This is a genomic window from Ochrobactrum sp. SFR4, assembly GCF_019730395.1.
Lineage (GTDB): Bacteria > Pseudomonadota > Alphaproteobacteria > Rhizobiales > Rhizobiaceae > Pseudochrobactrum.
The window spans coordinates 335,604-351,209 of record NZ_JAAPBB010000003.1 but is presented as its reverse complement, the minus strand read 5'-3'; the positions used below and the strand labels follow the sequence as shown (position 1 = coordinate 351,209).

15 protein-coding genes are annotated in these 15,606 nt (G+C 50.4%); 6 read left to right on the top strand and 9 right to left on the bottom strand.

The features are described from left to right. The first annotated feature begins 14 nt into the window (after positions 1-14). The 3 genes from HBA93_RS05735 (at position 15) to HBA93_RS05725 (ending at position 2,735) form a co-directional block, all read left to right on the top strand. Positions 15-932, top strand: a complete 918-nt coding sequence (locus tag HBA93_RS05735; protein ID WP_075655154.1) for an ABC transporter permease — start codon at positions 15-17, stop codon at positions 930-932. Positions 933-962: 30 nt separating this feature from the next. After that, positions 963-1,829 carry a glycine betaine ABC transporter substrate-binding protein gene (locus tag HBA93_RS05730; protein ID WP_221722619.1) on the top strand — a complete coding sequence of 289 codons (867 nt, stop codon included), beginning with the start codon at positions 963-965 and terminating at the stop codon, positions 1,827-1,829. Positions 1,830-2,090: 261 nt separating this feature from the next. Further along, positions 2,091-2,735: a pentapeptide repeat-containing protein gene (locus HBA93_RS05725; RefSeq protein ID WP_353619322.1), complete on the top strand. Its 645-nt coding sequence runs from the start codon at positions 2,091-2,093 to the stop codon at positions 2,733-2,735. A 3-nt stretch (positions 2,736-2,738) separates the two neighbouring features. Here the strand turns inward: HBA93_RS05725 and HBA93_RS05720 are convergent, their stop codons facing one another. From HBA93_RS05720 to HBA93_RS05705, 4 genes are all read right to left on the bottom strand, one after another. Beyond that, the gene (locus HBA93_RS05720; RefSeq protein ID WP_221722617.1) at positions 2,739-3,335 is read right to left on the bottom strand and encodes an ankyrin repeat domain-containing protein; all 597 of its coding nucleotides are present in this window, start codon (positions 3,333-3,335) and stop codon (positions 2,739-2,741) included. Positions 3,336-3,492: 157 nt separating this feature from the next. After that, positions 3,493-3,978 (bottom strand): GlcG/HbpS family heme-binding protein, encoded by a 486-nt coding sequence (locus tag HBA93_RS05715; RefSeq protein WP_121992499.1) that lies wholly within the window; start codon positions 3,976-3,978, stop codon positions 3,493-3,495. A 106-nt stretch (positions 3,979-4,084) separates the two neighbouring features. Beyond that, positions 4,085-4,690, bottom strand: a complete 606-nt coding sequence (locus HBA93_RS05710; protein ID WP_221722616.1) for a response regulator transcription factor — start codon at positions 4,688-4,690, stop codon at positions 4,085-4,087. Then, the gene (locus HBA93_RS05705) at positions 4,687-6,267 is read right to left on the bottom strand and encodes a sensor histidine kinase (protein ID WP_221722615.1); all 1,581 of its coding nucleotides are present in this window, start codon (positions 6,265-6,267) and stop codon (positions 4,687-4,689) included. The genes HBA93_RS05710 and HBA93_RS05705 overlap by 4 nt, the downstream gene beginning before the upstream one ends. 263 nt (positions 6,268-6,530) lie before the next feature. Here HBA93_RS05705 and HBA93_RS05700 point away from each other — a divergent pair, with 263 nt between their 5' ends. Continuing rightward, positions 6,531-7,028 (top strand): GNAT family N-acetyltransferase, encoded by a 498-nt coding sequence (locus HBA93_RS05700; protein ID WP_122092018.1) that lies wholly within the window; start codon positions 6,531-6,533, stop codon positions 7,026-7,028. 3 nt (positions 7,029-7,031) lie between these two features. Here the strand turns inward: HBA93_RS05700 and HBA93_RS05695 are convergent, their stop codons facing one another. The 4 genes from HBA93_RS05695 to HBA93_RS05680 all read right to left on the bottom strand — a co-directional run bounded on the left by HBA93_RS05695 (position 7,032) and on the right by HBA93_RS05680 (position 11,747). After that, positions 7,032-7,463, bottom strand: a complete 432-nt coding sequence (locus HBA93_RS05695) for a GFA family protein (protein WP_221722614.1) — start codon at positions 7,461-7,463, stop codon at positions 7,032-7,034. Between the two features lie 99 nt (positions 7,464-7,562). Further along, on the bottom strand, positions 7,563-8,495 hold the full coding sequence (locus HBA93_RS05690) for an electron transfer flavoprotein subunit alpha/FixB family protein (RefSeq protein ID WP_122092004.1): 933 nt from the start codon (positions 8,493-8,495) through the stop codon (positions 7,563-7,565). 15 nt (positions 8,496-8,510) lie between these two features. Beyond that, positions 8,511-9,260: an electron transfer flavoprotein subunit beta/FixA family protein gene (locus HBA93_RS05685; RefSeq protein WP_122092003.1), complete on the bottom strand. Its 750-nt coding sequence runs from the start codon at positions 9,258-9,260 to the stop codon at positions 8,511-8,513. A 39-nt stretch (positions 9,261-9,299) separates the two neighbouring features. After that, the gene (locus HBA93_RS05680; protein ID WP_221722613.1) at positions 9,300-11,747 is read right to left on the bottom strand and encodes a GcvT family protein; all 2,448 of its coding nucleotides are present in this window, start codon (positions 11,745-11,747) and stop codon (positions 9,300-9,302) included. A 176-nt stretch (positions 11,748-11,923) separates the two neighbouring features. Between HBA93_RS05680 and HBA93_RS05675 the strand changes: the two genes are divergently transcribed. After that, complete coding sequence (locus tag HBA93_RS05675) at positions 11,924-12,853, top strand: LysR substrate-binding domain-containing protein (RefSeq protein WP_221722612.1); 930 nt, start codon at positions 11,924-11,926, stop codon at positions 12,851-12,853. Positions 12,854-12,918: 65 nt separating this feature from the next. Then, the gene (locus HBA93_RS05670; RefSeq protein WP_221722611.1) at positions 12,919-13,788 is read left to right on the top strand and encodes an NAD(P)-dependent oxidoreductase; all 870 of its coding nucleotides are present in this window, start codon (positions 12,919-12,921) and stop codon (positions 13,786-13,788) included. Between the two features lie 123 nt (positions 13,789-13,911). Here the strand turns inward: HBA93_RS05670 and HBA93_RS05665 are convergent, their stop codons facing one another. Then, complete coding sequence (locus HBA93_RS05665) at positions 13,912-15,177, bottom strand: OmpP1/FadL family transporter (protein WP_221722610.1); 1,266 nt, start codon at positions 15,175-15,177, stop codon at positions 13,912-13,914. Positions 15,178-15,606 lie beyond the last annotated feature (429 nt).

Genomic DNA, 15,606 nt, shown 5'->3' with positions numbered 1-15,606 from the left:
CGATTGGTATAAAAATGGATATGAATTTTAGTATCGGCAAAGGTGCCGATATCACTGTGAATTACATTCTCGACCATTTCACACCGGCGCTGGATATGATTGCTGCGGTTATCGGCTTTGTTACCGGCGGTATTCAGGGTGGATTGCTGGCAATTCCGGCTGTTGTGGGTATTGCCATTCTGACACTCTTGTCGCTGTGGCGTGTCGGCTGGAAGTTTGCAATCTTCACTGCTCTCGCACTGGCACTCGTCCATCATATGGGACTGTGGTCGGGTACGATGGAGAGCCTGTCTCTGGTGCTGGCGGCAACAATCATTGCCATTGTCATTGGTATTCCGCTGGGTATTGCCATGGCGCGCAGCGAGTTGCTGGCATCTTTCATACGTCCTGTGCTCGACCTGATGCAGACTATGCCTGCCTTTGTGTATCTCATTCCGGCGGCCATGTTCTTTGGTCTTGGCGCCGTGCCCGGTACAATCGCGACTGTTATTTTTGCCATGCCGCCGGTTGTACGCCTGACCAATCTTGGTATCCGGCAGGTGCACGGAGAATTCGTTGAAGCCGGTCTGGCCTTTGGCTGCACGGCAAAACAGCTGCTGTTCAAAGTGCAGCTTCCCAATGCCCTGCCCTCCATTATGGCTGGTATCAACCAGACCATTATGCTGTCGCTGTCGATGGTGGTGATTGCCTCGATGATCGGTGCGGGCGGTCTGGGAAATACAGTGCTCACCGGTATTCAGCGTCTTGATGTCGGCACCGGTTTTGAGGGCGGACTTGCCGTGGTCATTCTGGCCGTTGTGCTTGACCGGATTACTCAGAGCTTTGGCAAACCGCAACCAGGCCTGTTTAAGCGCTTTGCAGCGCTGCGCAAACAGCCGGAAGCGGAAACCGGAGCGAAGAAAACAACATCCCTGCGCAAGCAGGAAGCTTAATTCACCTATAGAAACCATAAAGGAGAAGATATGTTCGGGAAACTGACACGTCTAAGCCTAGCGGCATTGCTGGCGGGAACCATGGCAACTTCAGCATTGGCTGCAGGCGATGCCAAAGTGGTCAAACTTGGCTGGGCACCCTGGTCCGATGCTGAGTTTGTTACCAAGCTCGCAGCTAAACTTATTCAGGATAATCTGGATCAGAAAGTTGAACTGGTGCAGACAGATGTTGCACCGCTTTATCAGGGCGTGAGCCGTGGCGATCTTGATGCCATGATGATGGCCTGGTTGCCTGCAACACATGCGGATTATTACAAGCGTGTTGAAGGTAAGGTTGAAGATCTGGGGCCGCTCTATGAAGGTGCAAAACTTGGCTGGGTTGTGCCTGCCTCTGTGCCTGAGAGCGATATCAAGTCGATTGAAGATCTGAAGAAAGCCGGTATTCATGAAAAGCTGAAAGGTCAGATTCAGGGTATTGATCCGGGTGCCGGTCTGACCCGTCTTTCAGAAGAAGCGATCAAAAAATACGGCCTGAATTATAAGCTGCAGATCTCCAGTGAGGCAGCGATGCTGACCACGGTTGATCGTGCAACCCGCTCAGACGGCTGGTTTGTGGCGACGGCATGGAGCCCGCACTGGATGTTCGGCAAATATAAGCTGCGCTATCTGGAAGACCCTGAAGGTGCGCTTGGTGCCGCAGAGCATGTGAATGCCCTCGCCCGCAAAGGCTTTAAGGAAGACAATCCGAAAGTTGCTTCCTTGCTGGAAAAAATGAATATCCCGCTGGCAGATCTCGAAAAAGCGATGTTTGAAGCGCAGGAAACTTCTTATGATAAGGCCGTCGACAAATATATTGCCGATAATCCTGATCGTATCAAAGAATGGTTGGCTGAATAATCCCTGCTAGTTCGGTTGAAAAACGGCGGTGCGTAAGCGCCGCCGTTTTTCAATTTTGGCTTGTAATATTCCTATTTAAAAATGCTGACATCGCAACAGGGGAATGATAAAGCACTGCGCAGATCATATTTTTCCTGCAATGAAAAGGTGATGTTATGAGTATGATACAGTGGGTATTTCTTATTCAGGGTATTATCGCTTTCGGTCTTGCCGGTTGCGTTGCCTATGTTGTCCTGACCCGCAGACGCTGAGAACAGCCCTGTGCCTGTCGCATTTTTAAAGAATATTAGTGACGGCACCCGCAATTTCAGCGGCTTAATATGTGACGGGGCTGATTTGTCCGGTCAGGATTTATCTGACTGTATTTTCACAGATTGCATATTTACAAACTGTAATTTCAAAGCTGCAATCATCACTGAAACGCAATTCAATAAATGCCGTCTCAGTGGTGCAAACCTGTCCAATATTGATGGCAATACCGCACAATTTTACGATTGCGATCTGTCCAATACATTGTGGAGCCGGTCCAATCTCAATGGCGTGAAATTTTCACGATCCAAGCTAACCGGTGCGGATTTCACTGATTGCAGCCTGATCGGCACCGATTTTGCAGAATGTTTGCTGATTGCAGCTTTTCTGCCGCGTGCGTCGTTTCGCAATAAAATTCTGACAAATATGGATTTCAGCGAGGCTGATCTCAGAGAATGTGATTTCCGTGATGCGGTTTTTCACGATTGCCGGATGCGCGGTGCCACTTTACGGCTGAGCAAATTCAAAGGCGCTGATCTGCGTGGTTGCGATCTGGGCAGCCTGACATTTCACGATGCCGCTGTGCTTAAAGGTGCCATTATCTCAAAAAGTCAGGCAACGGATATTCTCAGCGGCATCGGTCTGATGGTTCTGTAGAAACTACTTCTCAAGCACAGCAACGATTTCAGCAAAGCCGCGCTTTTTAGCATGCTGCAGCGCTGTTACGCCTTCATTATCCGGAATAGAGAGATCGGCACCGGCGGCTTTCAAAAGCTTTATAATTTCTACATGGGCTGGCCCGCCATCGCTCAGGATTACCGCTTCAATCAGCGCAGTCCAGCCGAGACGATTGACATGATCGACATCAACACCGGCCTCAATCAGCGTACGCACCGTTTCCACATGACCACGCTCGGATGCCGGAATAAGTGCCGTGCCGCCAAAGCGGTTGGTGCTTTTCAGATTGGCACCATGGCTCAAAGTCATTTTCAGAATTTCCAGATGGCCGCGTGCTCCGGCATAGAGATACGGGCTGTCCTGTATCATATCCTTGGCATTTACATCTGCACCGGCATCAATCAGAACTTTAGCCGCTTCAACCTGATTATTATGAGTTGCAACCAGTAAAGCAGTTTGGCGGTGGTCGTTGCGTGTATCGGCATTAACGCCATCTTTCAGCAAGCTCTGAATAGTTGCTACATCACCGGTGGCTGCAGCCTCCAGTAGTTTGCGTTCTTTGCTGACTGAGGCAGACATGGCAACTCCCGTGATTGTCAAAATAAAACCGGCAATAAGCAGAGTGCTTCTGAAAATATTCCGCAAGGACAATAAATTTGACATGTCTCTCTCCTCATTGAAAGTGCATCATGTGTGAACCGCCACACTGAGATAACAGTGCGGCGGTCCGGATCAATTATTTAAGCTGGTCTTTGACCTTATCGAGTGCTTCAACTGCACAGGCTTCGTCCAGATGGCCGCCCGGTGCGCCGCCGACGCCGATTGCGCCGATGGTTGCATCGCCAATTTTAACCGGTACACCACCAGCCAGTACGAGGAAGCCCGGAATGTTAGCCAGTTCTGCAGCTGCAGGATTTTTCTGGATATTTTCAGCCATGACACCGGTTGGAGTGCGCGAAGAGGCCGAGGTAAAAGCCTTGGCGGTCGCTGCGGCAGGTGTATGAGCACCGGCATTATCGGCGCGCATCAGAGTGCGCAGTACGCCTGCGCGGTCAACAACAGCTACGGCTACATTGTAACCCTTGGCAGAGCAGGCAGCGATTGTTTCATTGGCAATGTTTACCGCAAGATTGAGCGGCATGTTCTTTTCCTGCAAAACCTGCGCAGAAGCAGCTGAGGTCAGTACAAGTGCCGCAGCACCGGCAAACAAAATGCGTTTCATAATCGTCTCCTGAGTGTTGATGAAAGCAACCGGCTTTCTGACACTCAATTTAGTGAAACAATCATTGAACGTGAATCCGCGATACCGCTGAAAGCTCTAGGTAGAATTACGGATGCCTTGTATTGCTGCCGGATAGTTGCAACCGCACAAAATCCACTACGGAACTGGTTTCCAGTTTTTCGGCAATATTGGCGCGATGCGCATCAATCGTGCGCACGGAAATATTTAGCGCAGAGGCAATCTCTTTGCTGCCGAAACCTTTGCAGATCAGGTCGAAAATCTCATATTCGCGCTCAGTCAGTCTGGCAATCAGTTTCTGCGCCTCCGCCCGCTCCAGAATTTTATCCAGCGCTTGTGAGGCTGTCTCCAGTGCATCCAGCAAAATCTGCTCATCCACGGGCTTGGACAGAAAATCAAGAATACCTGCCTTGAAAGCACGACGGCAGGCATTGATATCCCCGTGACCGGTTATCATGATTGCTGGCCAGTCGATCCCGCGTTCCAGCAGTTTTTGCTGCAGTTGCAAGCCGCTTATCATCGGCATACGCAAATCGAGTATCAGACAACCGGGCTTTTGAGGATCCACATGCGCCAGAAATGTCGCCGGATCACGGAATGTCTCCACATGCATGCCATAGGTCTGCAACAACAGCGACAATGCTTCGCGCACAGCTTCATCATCATCAATCAGATAAATTTTGAGATTTTTCATTCTGCCGCCTTTGAATGCTCAGGCTCAGCCATTGGAATGGTAATTGTAAAGATTGCACCGCCGGATGGTGCATTTGCTGCCGATATTTCCCCGTCAATCCGCTCAATCAGTGTTGCGCAGAGCGAAAGCCCCAGCCCCATACCCGCTTTACGGGTGGTGAAAAACGGCTCAAACAAACGCGGCAGAACATCACCGGCAATGCCGTCGCCATTATCGGCAATACTCAGGACGAGTTGCCCGCCTCTGGCCTCAGCGATTACTGTAATGTGTTTATCGCTGATCTCACTCTGGCTCAGGCTGTCGGCAGCATTGCGGATCAGATTATACAGCACCTGCTCCATCTCAACCGGATCAGCAGTAATCAGCGGTGATATTTTCTCGGTTTGCTGATGCAGGCTGATATTGCGCTGCTCCAGATCCGTGCGCAGCAATTCCGCCACATCGCGGATAATCTGGTTGATTTCTACAGGTTTACGCTGCGGTTCATGATTGCTCATATAATTGCGCATACGCTGTAAAATCTCACCCGCACGCGATGCTTCGCGCACATTAGCCGCCAAAGCCTGTTTCAATAATTCAGGACGCTCACCGGAAGCTTCAAGGCGCAATGCGGCCTGACTTTGGCTCAGCAAAGCTGTCAGCGGCTGGGTCAGTTCATGGGCAATGCCTGAAGCCAGTTCGCCCATAGAATTCACCCGCGCCGCATGAGCAAGCCGCGTTTCATGCTCCGACAACTGCACTTTCTGCTCGGCCTCTCTGGTCGCTTTTTGAAAGCGCCAGAGTGCATAAGCACCGGTCAAAGCAATCAGGGACAAAACCGCAAACAAAATGCTGCGCAACGGATCAATCACATCTGACAGCGCCATCGGGCGACTGAGACGCAGCAAAAGCGGCTGGTTCTGGCTGTCAATTTTTTGAGAGAAAACCGGTTGTTCCAGAAAACGCGATGCCACTGTTTTCAGGCCGGATTGTTGTTCAAGAATAATCTTATCATTGATGGACAGGGTCAGGTCTGCCCAATCCGGCCGCTCATCCGGCTCAATCATCAGAGCCGGATTGATAGCCATGAAAATCGCATAACCGGGATTGGCATTGTCAGATTTTTTGCCCAGATAATAACGGTCTGCCAGCTTGTCAGACAGATAAGTGCGCACTTCCCCCGGTTTTTGCTCTGCGACTTGAGCGGCAAAAACACCGGCGAGATTGTCATGCTCAGTCTCATCCACCATCATCACAGGCTGTGCACTGACAGCGGTACCGGCGCGGTTCAGCAGCATGACATCTATTACGCTGATGCGCGGGTAAAAGCGGATAATATTGCGCGACACCTGCCGCAAAGCATCTACAGGCGCCGGACTGGCCGAGAGGATCAGCGCATTCAAGCTGGTGAGATGCGCATCATGCTGGGCAGCACGTTGCGACAGAACACGATGTAGCGCTGTGCCGGTTTGTTTCACCTCATCACGCGCCTGATTAATGCTCTGGCGCGCTGTGAAAGCAACAAACAGCAATAGCAAGATCAGCCAGATAACCGATATTGTCAGATAGGATTTCCAAATCTGTTTATTACCCGTCAAACGCATCCCCATACACAGTCTCGTAAACATACTTAAATATCGCTGACATAATATGGTGCAACACGCAATGCACATGCCGAGAAACTTCTTCATCACACAGGTTTGGGCTTGTCAGCACTTTGCGTTAGAGCGTATTGCGTTTAATCGTACCCATTACGCTCGCTCTATCTATTTGTTTTTACGCATGTCGTATCGGAAAACCGGTGTCTACTTTTCCACAACATACTATAAGCCGATAAAACGCATCCGGTTTGGAGGATGAAATGATTAATTTGCAACCCGTCAGAAGAACAGATGCAACAGAGCTGATTGCGGGTAATATTGCGAGCCAAAACCATCATCACCCGTGGATGCGCAATTTTACCGATCTCGCCGGTTTTGAAGACTGGTTCGGTAATCTGCAAAGCAGTGCCTCACAGGCACTTATTGTGCGCGATACAGAGAGCGGTAAAATTGCCGGTGTTTTTACCTTCAGCCAGATATTCATGAAGGCGTTTTGCAGTGCTTATTTGAGCTATTACGGCATGGTGCATCAATCTGGTCGCGGGCTGATGACGGAAGGTCTGAAACAAACAGTTGCTTATGGCTTCAGGGAAATCGGCCTGCACCGGATTGAGGCTAATATCCAACCGGACAATCTGCGATCCCTCGCCCTTGTTGAACGCGCGGGTTTTCACAAAGAAGGCTTTTCCCCGCGCTATTTATACATTAACGGCGACTGGCGTGATCATGAACGCTGGGCAATTATCAACGATCAGTAAGTATCATTCGCAACGGATATATTTTAACACGCCGACATAGGGTGACCTGTTTGCAGATTTGCCATCAGACGGATGATTAATGCCATCAGTGACAAGAACTTCATCAAAATCAAAGGGACTTACTCCTTCAAGGCAAGCAGCATTAATGCCGTATTGCTGCGGATTGGAGCGGCGCTGATGATGGGTATAAATCCCGCAAACCGAACAGAAATAATGTTTCGCCGCCTTTGTGTTGAACTGATAGAGCGTCAGAGCATCTTCCCCGCTGATAATCTCCAGCCCGTCAAGCTGTGCTGAGACAGCGACGGCACCGCGCATCCGGCAATAAGAGCAGGTACAACGGCGTGCTGTATTCAGCCCGTCGGATAGTTTCACCCGAAACCGCACTGTTCCGCAATGACAGGCACCGTTGACTGTTTCATTTATCTCGCTCATCGCTCAATTCTCCCGTAAATCTCAAGTCAGGTTAAAGCAAAAAGGCATCCGCCTGAACAGGTGAATGCCTTTTAATTTCAATAAATTTTGATGGAAAAATTAGCCGAGTGCTTTTTCCAGTTCCGGAATAATTTCAAACAGATCGCCAACGAGTCCATAATCGGCAACCTGAAAGATAGGTGCTTCTTCGTCTTTGTTGATCGCCACAATCACTTTGGAATCCTTCATCCCTGCCAGATGCTGGATAGCACCGGAAATACCGGCAGCGATGTAAAGATCAGGCGCAACCACCTTACCGGTCTGACCAACCTGCCAGTCATTCGGCGCATAACCGGCGTCCACTGCGGCACGGCTTGCGCCGACTGCTGCGCCGAGCTTATCAGCCACCGGCAACATGACTTCCTGAAATTTCTCTGCAGAACCAAGAGCGCGACCGCCGGAAACAATGATCTTTGCCGAAGTCAGTTCCGGACGGTCACCGCCGGATAGTTTTGCCTCAACAAATTTCGACAATTGCGGGTCATTAGCATAAGCAATATTTTCGACTGCAGCCGCCCCGCCCTTTTCTGCCGCGGCAAAACCGGCAGTACGCACAGTAATCACCTTTTTCGCATCCAGTGCCTGAACGGTCTGCAAGGCATTGCCGGCATAAATCGGGCGCTTGAATGTATCCGCCGAGATTACCTCGATAATGTCCGACACCTGCATCACATCCAGTAATGCGGCCACACGCGGCAACACATTTTTGCCTGTAGTTGTGGCCGCAGCGATAATCACATCATAATCCGCGCTCAATGTCTGAATAAGATCAGCGAGGGGTTCTGCCAGTTGGTTTTCCAGCATGGCATTTTCTGCAAGCAACACTTTGCGCACGCCTTTGAGGCTTACAGCTGCATCTGCTGCAGGCTTGGCATTCTGCCCTGCAACCAGCACATCCACATCACCGCCAATTGCAAGCGCTGCGGTCAGCGCCTTTGCTGTCTGCTCTGACAGGGTCTCGTTGTCATGTTCCGCTAAAAGTAAAATTGCCATGATCTTATTTCCCTATCAAATCAGTCCGGCTTCATTTTTCAGTTTTGCAACCAGTTCCTGCACATTCGCAACTTTAATACCTGCCTGACGGCTCTCCGGTTCTTCAGTTTTAAGCACTTTGAGGCGCAATCCCGTATCAATGCCAAGCTCTGACGCACTTTTTTCATCAAGCGGCTTTTTCTTAGCCTTCATGATATTCGGCAGAGAGGCATAACGCGGCTGATTGAGACGCAAATCAACGGTCACGACTGCAGGCAGTTTCACTTCAATCGCCTGCAAACCACCATCAACTTCTCGGGTCACGCCGGCTTTGCCGTCACTCAGCTCCAGCTCCGAAGCAAAGGTTGCCTGCGACCAGCCCAGCAGTGCGGAGAGCATCTGGCCTGTCTGGTTTGCATCATCATCAATCGCCTGTTTGCCGACGATCACCAGTTGCGGCTGTTCTTCTTCGACCAGTTTTTTCAGGATTTTAGCAACGGCAAGCGGCTCAACAGCGTCATCCACTTTCACCAGAATACCGCGATCAGCCCCCATAGCCAGTGCTGTGCGCAGCGTTTCCTGCGCCTGTGCCGGACCGATGGAAGCCACAATCACTTCCGAAACCTTACCTGCTTCTTTGAGGCGCAGCGCCTCCTCCACGGCAATTTCATCAAACGGATTCATCGCCATTTTGACATTGGTAAGGTCAACACCGCTGCCATCGGCCTTAACGCGGATTTTAACGTTGTAATCAACAACCCGTTTAACTGCGACCAGAACTTTCATGATTTTATCCTGTCAATTCAATGTATCAGACTGTTAAAATTACATTTTGCAACGCAAATTGGTCGGGTCGTAGAGCGACTCTTCAACCACTTTTGCCTTACGCCATTCACTCAGCACCTGAACTTCCAGTTCCAGTCCGATCTGATTGCCCAGCTCAGGCGGCAGCAGAGCAAGGGCGATATCATGGCTGAAATGGCAGGAATAACCGCCGGAGGTAATACGGCCGACCAGTTTACCATTGTGATAAACGCCCTCATTCATCTGCACACTGGCACCATCAGTGGCGATAGTGATGGTGCAAATACGACGCTTCAGCCCCTCTTCGCGCTGGCGGATGAGAGCATCGCGGCCAATAAAGTCGCCTTTATCGAATTTGATGAAACGGTCGAGACTGCTTTCCAAAGCTGTCAGTTCGGCATTCATATCGCGATACATGGCACGATAGGATTTATCGAGACGGCAGCATTCCAGTGCGGCCAGACCAACCATGCGGATGCCGAATTCCTCACCGACTTTGAGAATTTCATCCAGCAAATGACGCTGATAACCAATCGGATGATAGAGTTCCCAGCCAAGCTCGCCTTCATAGGTCACGCGCAGCATCCGCACATCGCTGGCAAGACCGATTGTACCGGTCTGCATGCTCATCCACGGGAAAGCCGCATTACTCAGATCAACCTCGGTGATCTTTTGCAAAACATCGCGCGCTTTTGGCCCGACGAGTGTAAATGCACCGCGTTCCATGGTGACATTGGTCAGCGTAACGCTGCGGTCATCCGGCAGGATTTTGGATAATTCATCAAAGTTCAGCCGCTCACCGCGCGGGGTTGAGATCAGATAAAACGCATCAGGCTTGAAGCGGATAACCGTATATTCACTGACCACGCCGCCGTTTTTATTCAGGTGATGACAAAGACCGATACGTCCGAGTTTTGGCAGTTTATTGGCAAGAATACCGTCCAGCCAGCTTTCCGCTCCCGGCCCCGAAACCTCAAATTTGGTCATCGGTGTCATTTCGATCAGGCCAACGCCTTCACGCACCGCTGTGACTTCTTCACGGATATATTTAGCCGCACGCTGGGTGTGGCGGAAGCTCAGGTCAGGAATGGCTTCTTCTTTGCTTGGCGCAAACCATTGCGGCATTTCCCAGCCATTCAGTACATCCCATACGGCGCCCATTTCTGTGAGGCGGTCATAGGAAGGTGCGGTTTTCTGCGGACGGGCAGCCGGCATGGTCTGTCCCGGAAAATGAATATCCGCGTGCGTGCCCCAAGTTTCCTGCACCTTGTGGCGTGTCCACGTTTTATTGGCATAATTAGAAAAACGGCGCGGGTCGAGTTCAGACATATCCTTGGACGGAGCACCGTCGATAATCCATTCGGCCAGATGGAAACCCAGTGTGCCACCCCAGAGAATGCCGCCCGGCACACCTTCCGCCAACCATACATTTGGCAGATCCCATGCAGGACCGGCCAGCGGCAATTCATCGGAGGTCATCTGGAAGGGCCCTCGCACATTGGCTTTAATGCCGGTGCGGGCAAGAGCAGGTACATAGTCCGTTGCGACTTCCCAATTCCATTCAACCGCGTCGAAATCCTCTTCCACCAGATCAGCGCCGAACCATTCCGGCACACCGTCCACGGCAAAGAGTTTCAGATGTTCTGTGCGCTCATAAGGGCCGAACATCAATCCGTCGCCTTCTTCGCGCAGATATCCGGCAAAGCCCTCATCACGCAGGATCGGCATTTCCGGCAGACCCTGTTTTTTACGCTCAATAATTTCCGGCACCGTATCGGTGATCCAGTATTGGTGCAGGATCGGGATCGCCGGAATATCGATACCGAGCAATGCGCCGGTCTGGCGGGCATAATTGCCGGTCGCGGAAACAATATGCTCGCAGATGATGTCGCCGTTATTGGTCGAAACTTTCCACTCACCGTTTGGCAGGCGTTCAAAACTGTTGACCTGTGTATTCTGATAGATTTTCTGCCCCATATCACGGGCACCTTTGGCCATCGCCATGGTCACGTCAGCCGGTGCGATATGTCCGTCATCCGGATGATAGAGTGCGCCGATCATATGCTTGTTATTTTCCAGCAGCGGCCAGAGTTCCATAGCCTCTTTTGGCGAAACCAGACGGGCATTGGTGCCTTGCGCTTCGGCTACATCCATATAGCTCTTATATTCATCCATACGGTCGCGCGTATTGGCAATACGCAGCTGGCCGCATTTATGCCAGCCGACATTCTGGCCGGTTTCGGCTTCCAGTCCCTCATAAATCTCAATGGTTTTCGCAATCATACGGCCGACATTATTACTGCGGGCATAAGACGGAATAAGCCCTGCCGCATGCCATGTTGAGCCGGCAGTCAGTGATGTGCGCTCCAGCAGCGCACAATCTGTCCAGCCGCGCTTGGCCAGCGCATAGAGAACGGAAACTCCGACGCACCCGCCGCCAACAACCACAACCCGCGCATATGTCTGCATAATTCCACCCGATTACTATTTATGAAGACCGGTGCACCTCTCCCGTATGCAACGGTCTCAGACTGTTTTCATGTTTTCTCAGCGCGCAAAATTACGGCTGATTTTGATCTCACAATAGGATGCGGCAGATGCTTTGTGATCTTGTAAAAAAATAGTCCGAGGTATAACTTCAGATTATGCACAGACTCCGTAATCTCATTCCTTCCGCCAATTACCTGTTTGCCTTTGAGGCCGCAGCACGGCGTTTAAGCTTCACCGCTGCGGCCAAAGAGCTGAATGTCAGCCAGCCCGCGGTGAGTAAAACTATACGGTTACTTGAAGAATCGACAGGGTTGAAACTGTTTCGCCGTGAGAGTGCGCGGCTGGAACTGACGCCGGAAGGACAACGGCTTTATCAGGAAGTGCAGGCCTCCTTTGATCATCTGCATATGGTGATTACGTCCTTGCAGCGGAAATATCAAAAAGACATTGTGCGTGCCTCGTTTTCGGCCGTGTTCATCTCGCTGTGGTTACTGCCGCGTCTGGCAGATTTTAAAAACCGTTATCCGGAAATCGCGCTGCATATTGAGGAAAGCCCGAAAGATTATATTGATCTCGGTGAAGAGGATATTGACCTCTCCGCCCGTCTTGGCAATGGCGAATGGCAAGGCTTGCGCTCATGGCAGCTGTGTCTGGAGGAAACTGTTTGCGTGTGCAGTCCGGAATATCTGGCCGCGCACGGCCCGATTCATGCACCGGCCGATTTACTCAATCATCGCCTGCTGCATTTTGAAGAAAAGCACCGTTCCCGCATTGGCTGGCGTGAATGGCTCGAATATCAGGGTGTTTCCACTGCCAAACTGCCTCATGATGTGGTGTTCAGCGATAATCTCGCTTCAATGCAGGCTGCAATCCATGGTCAGGGTATTTCGCTCGGCTGGCGGCATCTCATCGGCAGCTATCTGGAAAGCGGTAAACTGGTCATACCGCTGGAGAATTCCTACAAGGCCGGAAAGAGCATTTTTCTGGTGGCTCCGGCATCGCGTCAGATTAAATCCGGTACAGAGAAGTTTCGAGACTGGATTTTGGAACAAATGTATCGGGAGTTACCGCTTAACAATCCATAGCGGGGCTCTCTTTTATAAATTACTTTATTCAACATCTTTAGAGCATTGATAAAATGGGAGTTACTATGGCTAAAGTTGCGTTTATCGGCCTCGGTGTTATGGGCTATCCGATGGCCGGCCATCTCAAAACACGCGGCGAACATGAAGTAACCGTCTATAATCGCACCACGGCTAAGGCACAGGCCTGGGCGCAGGAGTTTAAAGGCAGCTTTGCCACGACACCTGCAGAAGCTGCCCGAGGTCAGGATTTTGTATTCTGCTGTGTCGGCAATGATGATGATTTGCGCTCTGTCACCCTTGGTGAAGATGGCGCGTTTCAGAGCATGGGCAAGAATACTGTATTCATCGACAATACCACAGCCTCCGCTGAGGTTGCCCGTGAGCTGGATAAAGAAGCCCGCCAGCGCGGTTTCCATTTCATAGATGCACCGGTATCCGGCGGACAGGCAGGTGCACAAAATGGCGTGCTGACAGTAATGTGCGGCGCTGATGAGGCTGTTTTCGAAAAAGCCAAACCGGTTATTTCTGCCTATGCCCGTTCGGTTGGTTTAATGGGGGCAGTTGGTAATGGCCAACTGGCTAAAATGATGAACCAGATCTGCATTGCCGGTATTGTTCAGGGACTGGCTGAAGCCATTCACTTTGGAAAATGTGCCGGACTGGATATTCAGACAGTAATTGATGTGCTGTCTAAAGGCGCTGCCGGCTCATGGCAGATGGAAAACCGCACGCCGACAATGATTAAAGGCGAATATGAATTCGGCTTTGCTGCTGACTGGATGCGAAAAGACCTGAAAATCTGCCTTGAAGAAGCGGATCGCAATGGTGCCACGCTCGCTCTGACTGCCCTCGTGGATCAATATTACAAGGATGTGCAGAAGCTTGGAGGCGGTCGCTGGGATACTTCGTCCCTGCTCGCGCGCCTTGAAAAATAGGCTGTTAAAGTGCTGGCTAAAGCAGTTTCAGCAATTCAGTCGTAAACGGGACGTCTCCAAAGCAAATAAAAAGGCGCTGCGATCACCACAATCGCAGCGCCTTTTCTTTATCCGATCATGCGATCAGAACCGGTATTTGGCAGAAAGTGTCATGCCGCCAACAACATCGGTACCAAAATCAGCCTTGGAACCGAACTGGCTGCCGCCGTTCTTTGCTGTAAGTGTGTTATCCAGAGTACCGGAGGTCAGGATACCGACAGCACCTGCAAGGCGGAATTCCAGATGTTCTGTAGCCTTGTAATTCGCACCGAGACCCAGCAGCCAGACATCGGTCTGTGAGGTCAGACCTGTTGTTGTACCACGATCCCAGGTAACAGTTGCTGCACCCGACCATTTGTCGTTAAACTTGTGGCCGATACCACCCATAACAGTCCAGCCGTCTTTGTAGTAAAGATCAAGAGACGTTACTTCGGCACCTACAGGGAAACGGCCGAGGAAAGGTCCTGTTCCGCTGTTTTCGAAACCGATTTTGGTAATGCTCTTCCAGTCTGTCCATTTGATGGAAGCAAGCGCCAGCCAATCCGGAGCAATACCGGTCTGGAATTTGAATTCAACAGATTGCGGTGTGGCTACACTACCGTTGACCGGTGTAATAAAGCTCAGAGGCGCACCAATCAGAGATACGCCAACGGTACCATCCAGATCATAGCTGACCTTGGACTGATAAACGAGACTGGCGCGCAGGGCAATTTCCGGAATTTCATAAGCTGCACCCAAGCGCCAGCCGAATGCACTGTCGTCAACGTCCAGTGTACTATTTGCAAAGGTCAGGTTTCTTGGATTGCTTGGATCCAGCGGTACGCCGGAAATTTTTGTCTGTCTGCCTTTGAGTTCCTGATAGCTTACGCCACCGAGAATACGGAAAAAGCCTTTTTCACCGGCAGAGAAACGATAGGCACAGTTCAGACCGTAATCGCGCGAAGAAATCTCTTGTTCAATAGCGCTGAACATACGGGCATTATTGATGCCTGAATCTGTATCAATACCCCATGGCTCGCGATACTGAACCGCACAGCCCAATTCATCAGTCAGCTGAATTTTTGCCGAAAGTTTCGGAACCCAATAGGTTTTACCTTCGTCAACTTCTGTATCGAAAGGCCGGCCGGTATTTTGTCCCGGCACGGGATTGACAGGGAAAACACTGCCACGGATGTTTTTCAGCTTACGCTGCGGCGCAACAAAAGTCGCACCGGTTTCAACCACATTGCCTTCTTCAAATAAAATATCGAAATCCTGAGAACTGCGCTCCAGACCACCGGCATGAGCGGTCAAAATTCCCCCTGACAATGCCAGCGATACGGCAGATAATTTCAAGGCAGTTTTAAGCATATTGTCCCTCAATTTTTATACTTAATTTTGACGTGAGCGTAACATGCCGAATGGGTTCTGCAAGTACAAGAAAACTGAAAACGAACCGTCGGTTCGTCAAAAGCCGGCTGAAAATCAGATTTTTGATCGTCTTACTCAGTTTTTTTGCCACTTGTCGTATAAATTCACATCTAAAACTTCATTTTTGACATGATTTTGCCCTCAAAACGAGCGCTGTGTTAAATATGTCACGCAAAAAAGACAATCGTTTTTCGCCTCTTGAAACCTATGCTTCACCACGGATTGTGTGCGTTTTAAACCTGTTTCTGAAACAAATCTTCAGCATTGTCATTCTTAAAAACAGTGCATTCATATTGCATGACTTCAATTTAAATTTCAATAAATCAATAAAAATCAAATAGTTGCAATTTTCATGAATAGACCACAGAA

What these genes read in the sequence shown, in the direction of transcription:
- HBA93_RS05665 (WP_221722610.1), bottom strand. Translation starts at nt 15,177, where the DNA reads ATGCTTAAAACTGCCTTGAAATTATCTGCCGTATCGCTGGCATTGTCA.
- HBA93_RS05690 (WP_122092004.1), bottom strand. Translation starts at nt 8,495, where the DNA reads ATGGCAATTTTACTTTTAGCGGAACATGACAACGAGACCCTGTCAGAG.
- HBA93_RS05670 (WP_221722611.1), top strand. Translation starts at nt 12,919, where the DNA reads ATGGCTAAAGTTGCGTTTATCGGCCTCGGTGTTATGGGCTATCCGATG.
- HBA93_RS05730 (WP_221722619.1), top strand. Translation starts at nt 963, where the DNA reads ATGTTCGGGAAACTGACACGTCTAAGCCTAGCGGCATTGCTGGCGGGA.
- HBA93_RS05720 (WP_221722617.1), bottom strand. Translation starts at nt 3,335, where the DNA reads ATGTCTGCCTCAGTCAGCAAAGAACGCAAACTACTGGAGGCTGCAGCC.
- HBA93_RS05685 (WP_122092003.1), bottom strand. Translation starts at nt 9,260, where the DNA reads ATGAAAGTTCTGGTCGCAGTTAAACGGGTTGTTGATTACAACGTTAAA.
- HBA93_RS05680 (WP_221722613.1), bottom strand. Translation starts at nt 11,747, where the DNA reads ATGCAGACATATGCGCGGGTTGTGGTTGTTGGCGGCGGGTGCGTCGGA.
- HBA93_RS05735 (WP_075655154.1), top strand. Translation starts at nt 15, where the DNA reads ATGGATATGAATTTTAGTATCGGCAAAGGTGCCGATATCACTGTGAAT.
- HBA93_RS05715 (WP_121992499.1), bottom strand. Translation starts at nt 3,978, where the DNA reads ATGAAACGCATTTTGTTTGCCGGTGCTGCGGCACTTGTACTGACCTCA.
- HBA93_RS05695 (WP_221722614.1), bottom strand. Translation starts at nt 7,463, where the DNA reads ATGAGCGAGATAAATGAAACAGTCAACGGTGCCTGTCATTGCGGAACA.
- HBA93_RS05710 (WP_221722616.1), bottom strand. Translation starts at nt 4,690, where the DNA reads ATGAAAAATCTCAAAATTTATCTGATTGATGATGATGAAGCTGTGCGC.
- HBA93_RS05700 (WP_122092018.1), top strand. Translation starts at nt 6,531, where the DNA reads ATGATTAATTTGCAACCCGTCAGAAGAACAGATGCAACAGAGCTGATT.
- HBA93_RS05675 (WP_221722612.1), top strand. Translation starts at nt 11,924, where the DNA reads ATGCACAGACTCCGTAATCTCATTCCTTCCGCCAATTACCTGTTTGCC.